Here is a 15,741-nt window from a genome sequence, read left to right on the forward strand (position 1 = left end):
CAAACTAATTGGTAAATTCTTAACACAATTATTCTCAAAACGAATGTTTTTATTAAAGCCTACAAATTTCTCTTATTTTTCTAAGAAAGCTCTACCTTGGCTTGGGGTTATTTGTTTCGCATGTTTTTTGATTGGAATGTTTTTGGCGTTATTCTTCTCCCCAGAAGATTATAAACAAGGAGAAATTGTACGAATTATGTATCTTCATGTGCCTTCTGCATGGCTTGCTCTTGGAATATATGGATTAATTGCTTCACTCAGTTTCATTTCATTAGTGTGGAACAATAGCATTGCTAGTGTCTTGGCACATGCTGCTGCTCCTGCAGGGACAATCTTTTCTGCAATATGCTTAATCACAGGCAGCATCTGGGGAAAAGGAACCTGGGGCACCTGGTGGGTATGGGATGCAAGGCTTACTTCAATGTTGATCTTATTTTTCCTATATGTTGGCTACCTTTCATTGTGGAGCGCTTTTGACAATGAAGCGAGGGCAGAAAAATCAGCAGCAGTATTTGCCATTTTTAGTGCTATAAATATTCCTATAGTAAAATTTTCCGTGAATTTATGGTCTACTCTCCACCAGCCTGCAAGCATTTTGAGAAGAGGTGGAGTAGCAATAGAAGGTTCTTTGCTGTTGCCACTCATTGTAATGTTTATGTTTTGTGCCACATTTTTTTTAGTAGTGTGGATACTGTATTCACTGCATTTGATTAATTCGTACAAAATAAAGAGAGAAATCAGTATGCGGTATTAGGTAGCTTTGTAAGTATACAGGTAAATATGCTAGAGAAAATTAGGCAAAATATCTTTGGTCACTTTAAATACTTGCCTGCTGAAACTGAAGAACGTGCTATGTTATGTGATCTAACTAATTTTAAAAGCAGCAATGACCAACTAACTAGAATAGATCAGGTATTGAATCGAGATCAACTTGAACATTTTACCAACGTTCTTGAAACATATGATGCAACGGCACGTAGTTTTTACGATGAGGTGCACTGTAAAATAGCAACCGTTGTAACCATGAACTCTAAAATATTTAAAGAGCCTACTAGTATCTTTAATGTAAGTGTTCATGTGATTCCACAGATAATCTCTGTTTTTTTATTTTATCTGTCCATTTATCATTTTCTATATCTTGTTTGTTGGTTGCTCTTTTTTCTTGCTCAACAATTGCCTTATCTACCTTCTGATAAATTGCATCAATTGCATTAATTGCATTTTTTTCTTTGTATACTTCGCTTTTCCCTTCAATAATTAACTTAATAAAAGTATTTACAACAGACTGCACTTGATTATGATTAATATGGCCTCTTATCAAAGAAGGTAAAGAGCCTAATTCCATTATATGTTGACCTATGTTATTATCTATACCTTCTGTATGCATTAACATTTCATCATCAAACTCTTTCAATACTTCTGATGTTATTTTACCTTGAAAGGAAAGCCCTAAATTATCTGCTACTTCACTTATTAATAACTCTCTGTTTTCTTTATTATCTTCCAATTTAGCATAATCACTCAATAGATCCATAACTGTAGATACTCTGACTTCAACAAGATCATTAACATCTTCTAGAGCAAGTCCTAACCCCAAGAACCTCTCTCTGAGATTTTCGCTTAAAAGATTGATAAACTCTTCATTTGCATCTGATCCTGTGGTTGATATTGTACCATCTAAATAGTTACTTTGAGCACCGAAGCCATGCTCTATTTGTATTTTTGTCTCAGGTTTAAATCCTAATTTTGCACAGAATTTCTGAAAATATTCTTTAATAATGTCAAACAAGCTCTTGCCATTATCTTTATAATTTTTTAACTCTTTAGGAATAGTAAGTGACAATTTACCATCTCTGTATGTTACAAAGTCTTCACCATTGTGAGATTCAATTGTAAATTCCAATGAACTGGGCAGATTACATATCTTATCGCCATGCATAACTTGATTTTCAACAGAGAGTATTGGTAGCCTCATATCAGATCTAATTCTCACATTATTTTGGTTAGCACAATCAATGTTTATTACTTTTTTAGGATTTTCTACTATGAACGACTGTCCAAGTGCAAGTTGGGTTTGTATAAATGGAGCAGCCTCATACCCTGCTTGATTACAATTGGTGACTAGCTCTTCTAAAATAGCATCACTTGGAACTTCTGCTCCAGCGTATCTAAACATTTTTTTGAAAACTTCTTTTGCAAAGGAACGGTAATCCTTGTTTTCATCTCTCTCTGTAGGTAATAGATGGATATACCCGTGGCCAGCATTGTAAAATTCTTCAAATTCTTTCTTATATGAATCGGTTTTTTGATGATTGGCAGTTTTGGGATCTTTGCAGTATAGCTCATCCAATGTATCACTTACAAGCTCTTTCTCAATATCTTCAAGTACTGAAGCAACAAATGCTTTGCCATGATCCGTATCTATTTCTCTTGTTCCTTTTTTGTTAAATATTTCGTCATTATATATATCATCACTATTAAAAAGTTCGCTTTTGCGGTGCTTAGCTCCTTCCTTAAATGCAATAATAAGATTTTTATCTATTTCTTTTCCGTTAATAATAAAATTCATCCTTTGAAAATCTAAGAACATTGTTTCACCAGAATTCGCTAATTTATTATCTTGATCTGCTCTTAATTTACTAAAATTGAACTCTTTAGCTGTGGCCTTTAATCTAACTACTGGACTCTTATTATTTTTCCCCTTTGCCTCTTTCATAAATAACACCTTACTGTAAATATGCTGTAAGTTGTATCATATAATGATGAATAATTTGGTAATATATTAAGAAAATCGACAGTATATTTCTTTATTTAAGAGGTGCAGGAAAGGCGTAGATTTCTCTTTTCATTTGTAGCGTACTATATTAACATTTATGTATTAATCTAGAAAATAATGATGAATAATATTGTAATTGTTGGTCTGCAATGGGGTGACGAAGGCAAGGGTAAAATAGTAGATTATCTTTCTGAGAATGCAGATGTAGTTGTGAGATTTCAGGGAGGAAATAATGCAGGGCACACTATAGTAGTAGATGATGAGGTTTATAAATTAAATTTACTGCCCTCTGCTGTTTTGAGAACGGGCAAAATATCTATCATAGGAAACGGTGTTGCTCTTGATTCACATGCTCTAATCTCAGAAATAGAGTTATTGAAAGTTAAAGGGATGGATATCAATCCCAATAATTTGATAGTATCTGAAAGCTGTCCATTAATACTTAGCGTACATAAGGACAAGGAAAAGCTATTTGAAGATTTAAACGGAAATCGCAAAATTGGTACAACAAACAAAGGAATAGGGCCATGTTATGAAGATAAAGTTGGAAGGAGAGCTATACGCCTTTGTGATTTAGAAAACGCAGATGAGCTCAATAAAAGAGTGGATACTCTTCTGAATTACCACAATGCTATCAGAAAAGGCCTTAACTACCAGGTGGTTAAAAAAGAAGAAATATTAAAAGAAATTCAAGGGATTTCAAAAAAAATTCTTTCATATAAAAAACCTGTGTGGAGGATATTAAATGACTTTGTGAAAGAAGGTAAGAAAATAATATTTGAAGGCGCCCAAGGCACATTTTTAGATATCGACCACGGAACTTACCCTTTTGTTACTTCAAGTAATACTGTAGCGTCGCAAGCAATAACAGGCTCAGGATTAGCCTCCAATGCTTACATTATTGGTGTGGTAAAAGCTTATACAACAAGAGTGGGCAATGGTCCATTCCCTACTGAGCAAAAGAACGAGATTGGAGATAGCTTATTTACTATAGGCAAGGAGCTTGGAACAGTGAGCAATAGAAGAAGGCGCTGCGGATGGTTTGACGCAGTTTTAGTGCGCCAGGCTGTGCAACTTTCTGGAGTTTCAAGCATTGTATTAACCAAATTAGATGTGCTTGATTCTTTTGATACAATTAAAATATGCACTGGTTACAAGTATAGCGGGAAAATGTATGATTATTTACCCGCATCGCATTCAATACAGGAGGAATTAGAGCCAATATATGAAGAGTTTCCTGGCTGGAAAGAAAATACTCAAGGTAAAAGGTCGATTGAAGCATTGCCTGTCAATTTAATAAAATATATAGACAAGTTAGAAAAATTAATAGGTGTACCAATTCATCTAATTTCAACTAGTCCAAAAAGAGAGGATGTTATTGAGCTTAAAGATTTCTGAAAACGTCTTGTTAACTTTTATCCAATAAAAAAAAATACTTGCGTAACTTCGAATAGTCTATTATGCAAGGTAGTAGTGTAAACGTATAGTGAGCAGTGTATAATGAAAGATAAAAGCTCAAGGTTAACACTTGCAGTTATTTTTACACAATTAAGTAATCATAAAAGTTAGTGTAGAACGAGATTATACAGTTTGATTTTTTTTAATATATGTTAATTGGTATAATATAAATATAGTTAAGGAGGCGTATTATGACTGGAAGTTTGGCTAAGAAAGAAAAAACAGCAGAGGCAGGAAAAACAAGTAATCAACTTGAAAAGTGTATTGGACCAACTTTACTGAATAGGGAGGTTTATTACTCCACGCTTATCTACTATACATTAAAAGAGTTATATTCACAATTAGGTGATATCTCTTATGCTAATAAAACAAGATCAGAAAAAGAAATAATCAATTTTTATGTTCTACCTCAATTTGCACGTTTTAAAGAAATTATTGATGAAGGTATAAAAAAAGATCCTTCGTTTGCAAATTCTGCTATTGTAAAGTTTTGCTCCTCAATTATAAAAAATAATAAATTACTTAAAGAATTAGAAGAAGTTAGTATTCCTGCCAAAAACTCTAGTGTAAAGGCAAGGGTAAGCTTTCAACTGAAAAATCTGAAAGAAAAGGTGTGGTTCTTAGGAAAACTAAAGGAAAAAAAGAATTTCACTTACGTGCAGAGGGCTTTTGGGGATAAGTGGAGTTTTTATGACCTAATAAATGATAGAGATTTTAAAAAAACGTACATAGATAAAGCAGTAACAGAGTCTGCTAATAAGAGCTTTAAGGAAGATATAGATAAATGCATAGAGTTGGCAGAGCAGGGAAAAAAAGCTGCAAGTAAATATTTTGAGGGAAAAGGCGTAGAGCTTCGAGCTTATTACACAGAAACTGATAACGCTCATAGAGTTTTGAATATCAATCTTATTAATTACAATAGAAGTGAGCCAACAAAGATTAGTGACATTTTGCAGCAAGAGAAAGAACTGAATATCTATTGCAATAAAAAACGTGAAATATGCGCTCATCGAGAAGGTAAGGAAAGACATTATAAATTTGAAGAAGGCGCATGTTATGAAATGACAAGCACTTGGCCTGTAAAGGATGAGTTCGGGAATGTTTCAATTTGTACCATGATTATGAATGTGAGTAGTGGTGGCATAACTGAAGTATTAAAATTTAATGGTAAAGATTTTGTGCTATCGGAGGAGATCCGAGAATTGATAAAGCAAAACGATGAATTATATATTCAAGGTCTCTCCTTACATAATGCTGTAATAAAATCACTAAAAAAGGGTGAGGCTGCTGATGTTGTACCTACTGCTAATAATAATTTTCAAAATGAATCTATAGTGGCCTATCAAGACAAAGAACCAGAGGAGAAATTAGATCCTAAAGTTGATGCTGACAATAGCCTTCCTCCTCCTCCTTCTATTAATAGCAATGCATTAATTCAAACAGAAGTCAATTTACAGCACACTGAAACTCAACCAGAAGTTGCTTCACAACAAATGGATGAATTGATTTTAAATAATCAGATGCTGTCCGAAGAAAACGTTGAATTGAAGCAAGAAGAAGCAGAGTTGCAAGTGATAAATAAAAAGCACCATGAATTAACACAAGAAAATCAGCAACTACAGGAGAAACTAGAAACAACCCAAGCAGAAGATAATCAAACAATTGTAAAAGAGAGGCAGAATAGCGATTTACAAGATAAACTTGGAGAAGAGAGACCAGAATTCGACATTCCAGAAAACGAGTACGAGGAATTTCCAGGAGATACAATGCTTATACTTAAACTCACTGAAGATGAAGATAACGTTAATGTTACACCAGAGAAGAAAAAATTACGCAGATTTTCAAGCGTTGATAGTGGACTTGGTGATGAGCATTATGTATCGGATCAGAGACCTGTAGAAATTGAGCAAGAGCAAAAAAACACAGAATTGCAAACTGAACTGGCACAAAAAGATAAAAAGTTAGCAAGTGCGTTAGCAGAGCTACAAGGGAAAGCACAAGAACTTGAAAGTGTATGTGAAGAAAAAGGAAAGCTAAGGCAAGAGCTGGAAGTTGCTAATGCAAAAAAGGAGGAGTTAAAAAGTAAATTAAAGAAATCGCAAGAAGAACTATATCATGTGCAGGAAGGAAAGTCTGATTTAGAGGACAAGTTTGATCAGTTAGAACGCTCTAATAAGGATATAGAGGAAGATAAAGAACGGTTTTCAAAACAAGTATTAGATCTGCAAAAAGAATTATCATGCTTGAAAGAGGTAAACCAAGCATTAAGCAATGAGCTAGAAAGTGCTCAAACAGAAAAGAAAAGAGTGAATCAGAAACTTGCAGAAGCTGAGCAAAGAATTGAAGCATTAAAAAAACAGACTAGTGATTTAAAAGATAAACTTGAAAAAAAGGAGCGAGGATCAAAGGCAGAAATAGATGCAATGCGCAAGGAGTTAACGCAGCTCAAAGAAAACCTGGAGGAGAAGGCACAAAAACTTAAAAGTGTATATGAAGAAAAAAGAAAGCTAGAGGACAAGCTGAAAGGTGTTAATACAGAAAAGAAGGAATTAGAAGACAAATTAAAAGAATTTGAAAAAGAGATAGACCAAGCAGCACACATAATGAAGGAAAAGGAGCGGTTTATAAGCAATTTAAAACGTCAAATGCAAGAGTTGGAAGATGAGTATAAAGCACAACAGGAATCTTCTAAACAAGAGATATGCAACCTAGCATGGAGAGTTGAAGAGTTAAGAAGCGAGCTAGAGCGTGAGAATGAATGGGATGATAAAGTTGTAGAAATGCTTAATGGACTGGAAGAAAAAATTCGTGCTGATGGACAAAGGAGCCTCAACGATCAATTTTATACTCTAACAGGAGACATTTCTAGTGAGCCTGACAATGCTCCACGAAAGAAGATAGAGTTATCCAGATCTTTAAGCCTTGATAATGAGTCTTATGTTCCACTAGAAGGGGAGAGAAGATCACTCAGATCTTTAAGCATTGATGGCGGATATGGTAGCGATGAGGAAAATTGTGATAATGATTTATCTTCCAACATAACTACAAGTTCTATTGAGAAGGTGGCAGAGAGTAGAAACGTAGGTAGCTCGCCTTTTCTCGGTTAGGTTGGAGAAAGTGAAAAATGCAGGTTCGAAAGCATTATTGTGAAGATGGTTGGGGTTGAGTTGCAAGAGAAATACTTAAGTGGAGTGCAAAAAGTCTTTTGTGTTGATAATAATTTAAAATCTATAGTAGACTGAAAAAGATTATTAAATTATAATATAACATATGATAAAAGACGAGAAATCGAAAACAATTTTTGAAGTGGAAGGGGCAGTAACTGCTTTACTACCTGCAGCAGAATTTAGAGTGAAACTGGACAATGAACATGAGATTATCTGTCATGTATCAGGGAAAGTGAGAAGAAGTAAAATACGCATCATTATAGGGGATAGGGTGTTAGTTGAGATGAGCATTTACGATAGGAATGCGAAAAAAGGTCGGATCATTAGAAGGCTTAAAGGTACAAGTGACAGAACGATCTCTAAATAGTCTTATTCTTGCTTCATCATCGAAAAGGCGTATAGCTTTACTAAAACAAATAAATATTGAGCCAGGTTTAATTTTGCCAGCAGACATAGATGAAGCCCCTTTAAAAAAGGAACTTCCGAAGGATTACTCAATCCGTATGGCAAAAAGTAAAGCGGAGAAAATACAAAGCTCAAATCCAAATTACTTTGTGCTTGGTGTTGATACAGTTGTTGCTTGTGGTAGAAGGATATTGCTTAAAGCTGAAAACGTTGAACAAGCAGAAAAATGTATCCGCTTGTTATCAGGAAGAAGGCATAGAGTATACACCAGTGTATGTTTATTAACTCCCGATCAATCTAAACAACATATCAGGACTGTGGTTACAATAGTGAAATTTAAACGTCTCAGTGAACAAGAAATTAAGTATTATTTAGCATCAGAAGAGTGGAAAAATAGGGCAGGGGGATGCAATATACAAGGCCTAGCTGGAATGTTCGTATTGTTCTTACGCGGCTCCTACTCTTCTGTTATAGGGTTACCGTTGCATGAAACCTATTGTTTGCTAAGCAATTATTTTAACCTCAATTTATATTGAAATACCTTTATTGGTATCTTTTTCTTGTTGTGACTCAGCAATACGTTTAGTCCAATCCAGTGGTCTTTTATTTCTGTTACCTAATGCGATTCTATCGCGATCACAACTATCAGTGTGTTCTGTTAAAGTATCTTCTCTTTCTTCTTTTATTACTCCAACTTCCAGTTGTATCTTATCTTTTTCTAGCAATTTATATAGTTCGCTATTTTTATCTACGGTTGGACTAGTGTCAGCATTTTCTCGTTCTGCCACTGTTTTTACATCTGTTGAACTATCTTTTAGCAACCCGGCTGCCAATAAATGTTCTTTAGTTTGTTCACTAATTCCTCTTTGATCCACTGGTTTTAGTGGGAACTTCTGAGTTTCTTTATCCAACTTACTGGTAAATTCCGTAAGTAGAGTGTCATCTTTTTGTTCAACATTCATTAGGCTCGCTTTTAACTGTTCAGGATTTACTTGAGATTGTTCATGATTGGCATGAATTGGAGATGAATAGCCCGAATCATTTGTTTTTACATCTGTTGAACTGTCTTTTAGCAATCCATCTTCTCTCAAGCGTTTTTTAGTTTCTTCACTAATTCCTCTTTGATCCACTGGTTTTAGTGGAAACTTCTGAGTTTCTTTATCCAACTTACTGGTAAATTCCGTAAGTAGAGTATCATCTCTTTGTTCAACATTCATTAGGCTCGCTTTTAACTGTCCAGGATTTACTTGAGATTGTTCATGATTGGCATGAGTTGGAGATGAATAGCCCGAATCATTTGTTTTTACATCTGTTGAACTGTCTTTTAGCAATCCATCTTCTCTCAAGCGTTTTTTAGTTTCTTCACTAATCTGACTCTGATCAGCCGGTTTTAACCCGAGATTTTCTTGACCTAATGTATTTTTAAGTTCTTCAAATAGAGTTAGATTAATATGTTCTTCTAATTTCCTTCCTACCTGTTTTAAATCTGTTTGAGATTTACTATCATTATTAGTTGGAGATATATAGCCTGAATCACTTATACTATTTGGTGTTGAAGCAGAGACACTAACAGTTGGACCTTCCACTGTTTTTACATCTGCTAAATTGTCTTTTTGCAACCCATCTTCTTTATCTTGTGACAGTTTATCAGTAGGATCAACTTGCCTTAATCCTCTATTATCTTGCTGTGATCTATCTCTAATTTCTTTAAGAAGATTTTCAGGCGGAGTTTGATCACTTTGTTCAATGTTCTCTAAGCTCCTCTTTGGCTGCTCAGGATCTACTTGAGGTTGAGCATGAATTTGAGATGAAGAGCCCGAGTCACTTTTGCTATTGGGTTTTGGAACAGAAAATGACTGTTCACTTTCTTTCCACTCAGCACCACTAGCACTTTGGTTATCACTGTTATATATATCTGGATCTGGAGAAGGTGAATAAGGAATTCTGTCCTTTAATGTCTCTAACGGTGATGGGTTATTTTTTCTACTTCCTGCAATTGATGCTTCTCTATCATCAACATCAGTGTGCCGTAAGTTGTTTTTCTTGAAATTCCTGATCTCTTGTAATAGATCGCTTTTGCTATTTCCTTCTTGTTGCGGGATTTCAGGTTGTTGCTGATCATTAGGTGTTTGCTCACTTCTATCTGGTTTTTGGCTTCCAGGTACAGCATGTCCAAATGTAGGATTGTCATAACGTCCATCTTCTTGCCTATTATCTTGATTGTGGCTTACAGACTTGGTGAAAGTAGAACTATCTGAAGGATCAGAAGTTGCACCTTTTTGCTGATCATTAGGTGTTTGCTCACTTCTATCTGGTTTTCGGCTTCCAGGTACAGCATGTCCAAATGTAGGATTGTCATACCGTTCATCTTCTTGCCTATTATCTTGATTGTGGCTTACAGACTTGGTGAAAGTAGAACTATCTGAAGGATCAGAAGATGGAAAATCATAGTTATCTCTACTATCAGACCGTGATACAGTGGTTGCACCTTTTTGCTGATTATTAGGTGTTTGCTCATTTCCGCGCAAGTCATCTGGTTTTTGGCTTCCACTCCCTTGCTCATCGAAAACATCTTTTTTGAGTGAATTAGTTCTAGTTGGTACTTGTGGAGGAGTTTTTTTGTTCTGAGGATTTTTCCCTTGACTTCCGTAGCCTAAATCGTTTCCACTATCAGACCGTAATACAGTGGTTGCACCTTTTTGCTGATTATTAGGTGTTTGCTCATTTCCGCGCAAGCCATCTGGTTTTTGGCTTCCACTCCCTTGCTCATCGAAAACATCTTTTTTGAGTGAATTAGTTCTAGTTGGTACTTGTGGAGGAGTTTTTTTGTTCTGAGGATTTTTCCCTTGACTTCCGTAGCCTAAATCGTTTCCACTATCAGACCGTGATACAGTGGTTGCACCTTTTTGCTGATTATTAGGTGTTGGATTATTCTGTTTATCTCTTTGCCCACCATCTTGGCTTACAGGCTTGGCAGAGGTATTCCTCCTTTGCTTATTGAAAACATCTTTTTCAGGTGGTAGTGAACTAGTTCTAAGTGGTGGCAGCGGAGGGGTCTGAGACCCAACTCCTCGATTCATGTGGGTAGCTTTGTCTTTTACGATATCGTCATTTCTTATAGTACTTTCAAATGACGTTTGCATCTCATTCGCTTTTCCTTGTCCCTTTTCCCTGAATTCTATTTCATGCAAGAATAAACCACCTATTTTTACGTCTTTATTTGCTTTTAGCTGATCTTCAGTAACGCCATTACCTTCAATAAGTTCTATACCATCTTTATCAATATTGATTTTGATAGTACACTTTTCCCCATTCACATACCAATTTAGCGTCATCTCATATGAACCATCGGTTACGACATAATGTCTTATTTTTTTCCCTCCTTCCTCGGCAACAAAACCATGCATTCCGCTCTTTCCATCACTATGCAACGTTGAAAATCCCGAGATTCCATTCTTCTGACAAAAATCACTGTTTAAAAATTCGCTGATTTTGAACTCTTTCTTGTTATCCTCCAGTGTAATACTTGCATGATTACCATATATTGAAACTTTTTTATCTTCAACATCATCATTAATGTTATTAGCACTAGTAATATATTTATTCAACTCTTCTTTAGCTTTATCTTCAAGCTCTTGTCTAGCTGTCTTGTCGCATTCCTGAAGAATAACTCCACATGCTTTATTTTTGTCTTTATCTTCGTTCCAATCCCAATCGGCGCGTTCTGTTAAAAACTTTACTGTGTTAAAATCAACTCTAGCATTATAAATTGGGTCGTCCTTTTTATCAAATAAAGGAAAAAATTCTTGAATGCGCTCATTATAAATGTGTTCTTGTTGTGTATCGTTAGTGCTCATATACCCCTCACTAATAACCCTCTGCCTTTAGTTCTAGCTAATACTAGCTAATATAATTATCACGAGCATTGGTTGAATTTTTATTAAGGAAGGTTGTGTTGTTACTCAGATGGCAACTTTTAGTTGGCGCCTAATTTTAAATATCTGTTGCTCATAGTGAATACTTCTGGATCTTTAGAAGTTAGCTTGAGTATAGCAAGTATGTTGATAAACAACAAAGCAGCAATCGAGATATCAGCGACATCCCATAGCAACCGGACTTTACCTATCGCACCAAGCGGAATGATCATGGTAAAAATTACAATCCAGATTTTAGTGTATTTATTATCCATAGACACATAACGTATTGTCTGTTTTGAGCAAAAAAACCAAGTAAAAATAGTAGTGAAAGCAAAACAAAACATTATGGCCATAATTAAATAGTCAATATAGGGCCAATTCATAGCTTTTCTAAAAGCAAATATGCACATGTTAGTACTCTCTAAATCAGTGACCCAAGAATCTGTGACAAGCAGTACCATTGTTGTAATAAACACTATGAATGCAACTATAAAAGGCGATATTATTGTGATTAGGCTCTGTTCAATAATAAATTTATTGTTATTTTTCTTAGGAACAATTGAAGAGTGCACGATTCCTTCGAGGCCAAGCCCTATATCTGTTGCAAAAATACCTCGCAAAGTTCCGACTTGAATAATAGTCAACATTTCTAAAATCAAACCTAGAGATAAACCAGAATTAAAGCTACTAGTTGTAAAAAAACTGCTTGTTATTAATTTTAGAGAAGGAAGGATATTTTCACTAAACTTAAATAATATGATACCGCAAAGTATGAGGTAACTTACCGTCATTATCGGTATCATAGCCGATATAAAAATTTTAATTTTTTTTAAGCTGAGAGCTGCAACAACAAAAAATATTATGGCCATTACAATGCCACCAACAACTGCAGGCACATCTATCATGTTAAGTGGTATTGATAGAGAATTTACCTGAACAAGGTTACCAACTGTTATTGAAACCATCATCATAACAACTAGAAACACAATTGTAGCTTTTCTAGAGTTAAATGCATCAGCCATGTAGGCTACGGGGCCACCTATAAACCGTCCGTTCTTTTCCTTTCTGGTTTTTATACTTAGATAACAAGTGACATATTTTATCACAGAAGTGATAACAATAATTATCGCCATCCATAAAATAGAGCCCGGTCCCCCGGTTTTTAGAGCAACAGCAGTTCCTGAAATATTTCCTACTCCTAAATTTCCCCCTAAGATTGTAAACAGGGCGGCTATAGAAGAAAATTTATTTTCTCCTTTTTTAGCTCCAAGGAGTGAAAGGGCGTATGGTAATCTAAATATCTGTAGCCATTTTAGTTTAACCGATAGGTAAACACCAGCAACTAGCATGAGTAATATTGTTGGCAGTAATAAAACAAACTTTACTGTATCCATCTGTAAAAGTGAGTGTTTTGACTTAAGTATACATACAAAAGTTGAAAATACCTAACCTATTTTCTATGGGAGTTCGTATGACTTCGTTTCTGTCATCCTAGCACCCCTTTCCTGTCATCCAAGTAGCTGATACTGGGACCAGTTTTCCATATCAAAAATTTTTATTTTAACATAATACTAGCTGCTCTCATACTCAGTTTTTAGTCAAAGTCAGTGTCAAGCTCTACAAAGTATTTTTCCGCTTCTTTCTGCGCTCTGTTCGCGTTGTTGACTAACTAAATGTAAGCTGCCACGTATACTGAAGTTGTGATATATACGATAAATAGAAATAATCGTATAAAAGAAAAGAAGATATTGGATATCTTCTTTTTTTACTGTGATTAAAGATACATTGTATCTAGAGCGTGTATTGCATCTGCCATAAGTGATAATTTTATGCTCTCAGCAGAGAGATTGTCTGCAGTAGCTAGCTAATTTCTCACTAAGTGTTACTTCTTGTGAATGAGGTTGAGAATATGAAAAATTAGTATTATTACACCAGTGCTTGCACACTTTATGCCAGTACGTACCACTATTGTGTCTTTGGTCGCATATTTTGACGCAATCGCCGTATGTATGTTGTATGGGTACCTCATTTTCACTATTCATGGAATTCCGTAGATCAAGTTTTTGTGTATGTTTTGTCATAATATACTCCTTAATTTAAAAATTAATATAATTTTAACATATAAATGCAGATATTATATTAATATTAGTATAATTACTTTTCAGAGCAGTAATATATAGCTTATGATACCTTTTGAAAAGATTTATGCCTTTTATCGTTCTTAATTTTCAGAAAAAACAGGTTATCTGTTTTCAAGTAGCTAATTATAGAAGTAATCGTATTAAAAAAAAGAAGATATTCAATATCTTCTTTTTTTATTGTGATTAAAGATACATTGGATCTAGATCATGTATTTCATCTGCCATAGACAATAATTTCAAGCTCTCGTCAAGGAGATTATTTGCACTAGCTGTTAATTTCCCACTAAGTGTTGGTTTTGATGAATGAGATGGGGAATTTTGAGGACTCTGAGAAATACATTTTTCAAAGCAATCAATATCTACCATCTCAGCTCTATTACCTTTTCCATCTGCAGAACCAAGTACCGTACATTTATCTCTGCATTTTAACACATTATCCATATCCATAATATACTCCTTAATTAAAAAATCAATATAATATTAACATGTAAATATTAATGATATACTAATATCAGTATAATTGCTTTTCAGAGATATAGCTTATGATATCTTTTGAAAAGATTTATGCCTCTTATTATTTAATCTGCAAATTCTTTATTGAAAAATTCAGGAAAATGCTGTATAATTACTCATAAACTTTGGTAGAACTTATGGCAGATTCAAGAGTTAATGTAACCTTCGACCCAGAAACTTCACAACACCTTATTGAACTAGCTAAAGCCACTAAACAACTGTTTAAAAATTAACAGGAAAGCTAGTCAAAGAAGCGATCGAGCTTGAAGTAGAAGATGTAGCGTTTTCTAAAGTGATTAGAGAATTAAGTGATGATGATGCAGAAGAAGTAGATGATAGTGAAGGCATCTGGAAATAAGCGATATACTATTAAATATTTCAAACATGTTATTAAGAGAAATTTGCCTTCCTTACCACAGGACGTAAAGCCAAGTATTAAAAACGCAATAAAAGAGCGTCTTGAGACTGATCCTGTTAGTAATGGTATATTATTACGCAATAGATTAAAGGGACATAGAAGAATAAAAGTTGCTGATTACCATGTAAATACCGCAAAACGCATAGTAACTATTATTTCAATAGGACATAGGGATAACATTTTTAAACTATTGAACCTATCACTGGACTGATAACTTACTCGCCCCCTGAGAACTCTATTTTTCATACCACTCATTTATAAGTTCATTGACATCAGAATTTATAAAATTCTTTAGTGGCTGTTTGATTTTTATCTCAGCACTTTTAGGGATGCACCTATCTTTACATATCGCATAATTTATATGGAAGTTAAGGTCAATATACCCTTGATTTGAAAACACATTCATCTTAAAGGGAAATAATACCATATCCTCATATACGTTACTGATAAATATCTCTCTTCCTACTTTATCTCTATGTTCCTTTGGAGTAGGCCAGTAAATATCTATGTTTAATGTGTTACCCTTACAATCAAAAGAAGTGGGAAAACCGAAATCTCCAGGATCTTTATAATATATGTGCCAGCCTGGTTCTACTGTAACCCTTATTGCACCTTTAAGAGTGAGGCTTGCTTCATTTATCTCGCCAATAAGTAAATCAAATTTTGCAATTTCCTCATCAGCATATAGTTGAGTGCAAGAAAAAAATAAAAACAATATTAAATATATATGTATTTTCATTAAGGTAAAATTCTCCTTTTATAGAGAAAGTGATTTAGATTTTAATTATTATATTTAATAGTATTATATAGATTATTTATTAACATAGCATTATTCTAATATATACAACTGTAATATAAATGGGTGAAAAGAATAAGTCATTGTGGAAAACACATATAGCTAAACTGACTTAGATTTACCGACAATTTGAAAAACAAAAATTCGTCA

The 15,741-nt window shown here is 34.4% G+C and carries 12 protein-coding genes; 6 read left to right on the top strand and 6 right to left on the bottom strand.

From position 1 onward, the window contains the following. The first annotated feature begins 43 nt into the window (after positions 1-43). On the top strand, positions 44-754 hold the full coding sequence (gene ccmC / locus OPR43_RS03710) for a heme ABC transporter permease CcmC (protein ID WP_265025583.1): 711 nt from the start codon (positions 44-46) through the stop codon (positions 752-754). Positions 755-1,060: 306 nt separating this feature from the next. Here the strand turns inward: ccmC and OPR43_RS03715 are convergent, their stop codons facing one another. After that, positions 1,061-2,716 carry a hypothetical protein gene (locus OPR43_RS03715; RefSeq protein WP_265035569.1) on the bottom strand — a complete coding sequence of 552 codons (1,656 nt, stop codon included), beginning with the start codon at positions 2,714-2,716 and terminating at the stop codon, positions 1,061-1,063. Between the two features lie 180 nt (positions 2,717-2,896). On the opposite strand from OPR43_RS03715, the gene OPR43_RS03720 reads away from it, so the two are divergent. The 4 genes from OPR43_RS03720 (at position 2,897) to OPR43_RS03735 (ending at position 8,342) form a co-directional block, all read left to right on the top strand. Then, positions 2,897-4,174, top strand: a complete 1,278-nt coding sequence (locus OPR43_RS03720; RefSeq protein WP_265035650.1) for an adenylosuccinate synthase — start codon at positions 2,897-2,899, stop codon at positions 4,172-4,174. Positions 4,175-4,425: 251 nt separating this feature from the next. Then, on the top strand, positions 4,426-7,341 hold the full coding sequence (locus OPR43_RS03725; protein WP_265035571.1) for a hypothetical protein: 2,916 nt from the start codon (positions 4,426-4,428) through the stop codon (positions 7,339-7,341). 163 nt (positions 7,342-7,504) lie between these two features. Beyond that, on the top strand, positions 7,505-7,768 hold the full coding sequence (gene infA / locus OPR43_RS03730; RefSeq protein ID WP_164224845.1) for a translation initiation factor IF-1: 264 nt from the start codon (positions 7,505-7,507) through the stop codon (positions 7,766-7,768). Next, positions 7,746-8,342 (top strand): Maf family nucleotide pyrophosphatase, encoded by a 597-nt coding sequence (locus tag OPR43_RS03735; RefSeq protein WP_265035573.1) that lies wholly within the window; start codon positions 7,746-7,748, stop codon positions 8,340-8,342. Before infA ends, OPR43_RS03735 begins: the two co-directional genes overlap by 23 nt. Here OPR43_RS03735 and OPR43_RS03740 read toward each other — a convergent pair. The 4 genes from OPR43_RS03740 to OPR43_RS03755 all read right to left on the bottom strand — a co-directional run bounded on the left by OPR43_RS03740 (position 8,334) and on the right by OPR43_RS03755 (position 14,311). Then, positions 8,334-11,663 carry a hypothetical protein gene (locus tag OPR43_RS03740; protein WP_265035575.1) on the bottom strand — a complete coding sequence of 1,110 codons (3,330 nt, stop codon included), beginning with the start codon at positions 11,661-11,663 and terminating at the stop codon, positions 8,334-8,336. The two genes, OPR43_RS03735 and OPR43_RS03740, sit on opposite strands and share 9 nt — an antisense overlap. Before the next feature lie 119 nt (positions 11,664-11,782). After that, positions 11,783-13,117, bottom strand: coding sequence for an alanine:cation symporter family protein (locus OPR43_RS03745; protein WP_265035577.1), 1,335 nt, complete (start codon positions 13,115-13,117; stop codon positions 11,783-11,785). 441 nt (positions 13,118-13,558) lie between these two features. Next, a complete protein-coding gene (locus OPR43_RS03750) occupies positions 13,559-13,804 on the bottom strand; it encodes a hypothetical protein (protein ID WP_265035579.1) in 246 nt (81 codons plus the stop codon). A gap of 243 nt (positions 13,805-14,047) precedes the next feature. Beyond that, positions 14,048-14,311, bottom strand: coding sequence for a hypothetical protein (locus tag OPR43_RS03755; protein ID WP_265035581.1), 264 nt, complete (start codon positions 14,309-14,311; stop codon positions 14,048-14,050). A 404-nt stretch (positions 14,312-14,715) separates the two neighbouring features. Here OPR43_RS03755 and OPR43_RS03760 point away from each other — a divergent pair, with 404 nt between their 5' ends. Next, on the top strand, positions 14,716-15,006 hold the full coding sequence (locus OPR43_RS03760) for a type II toxin-antitoxin system RelE family toxin (protein ID WP_265025574.1): 291 nt from the start codon (positions 14,716-14,718) through the stop codon (positions 15,004-15,006). 24 nt (positions 15,007-15,030) lie between these two features. Here the strand turns inward: OPR43_RS03760 and OPR43_RS03765 are convergent, their stop codons facing one another. Further along, on the bottom strand, positions 15,031-15,534 hold the full coding sequence (locus OPR43_RS03765; protein ID WP_265035583.1) for a protein-disulfide reductase DsbD domain-containing protein: 504 nt from the start codon (positions 15,532-15,534) through the stop codon (positions 15,031-15,033). Between the last annotated feature and the right edge of the window lie 207 nt (positions 15,535-15,741).

The sequence above is a fragment of the Wolbachia endosymbiont (group A) of Apoderus coryli genome (assembly GCF_947251615.1).
GTDB lineage: Bacteria > Pseudomonadota > Alphaproteobacteria > Rickettsiales > Anaplasmataceae > Wolbachia.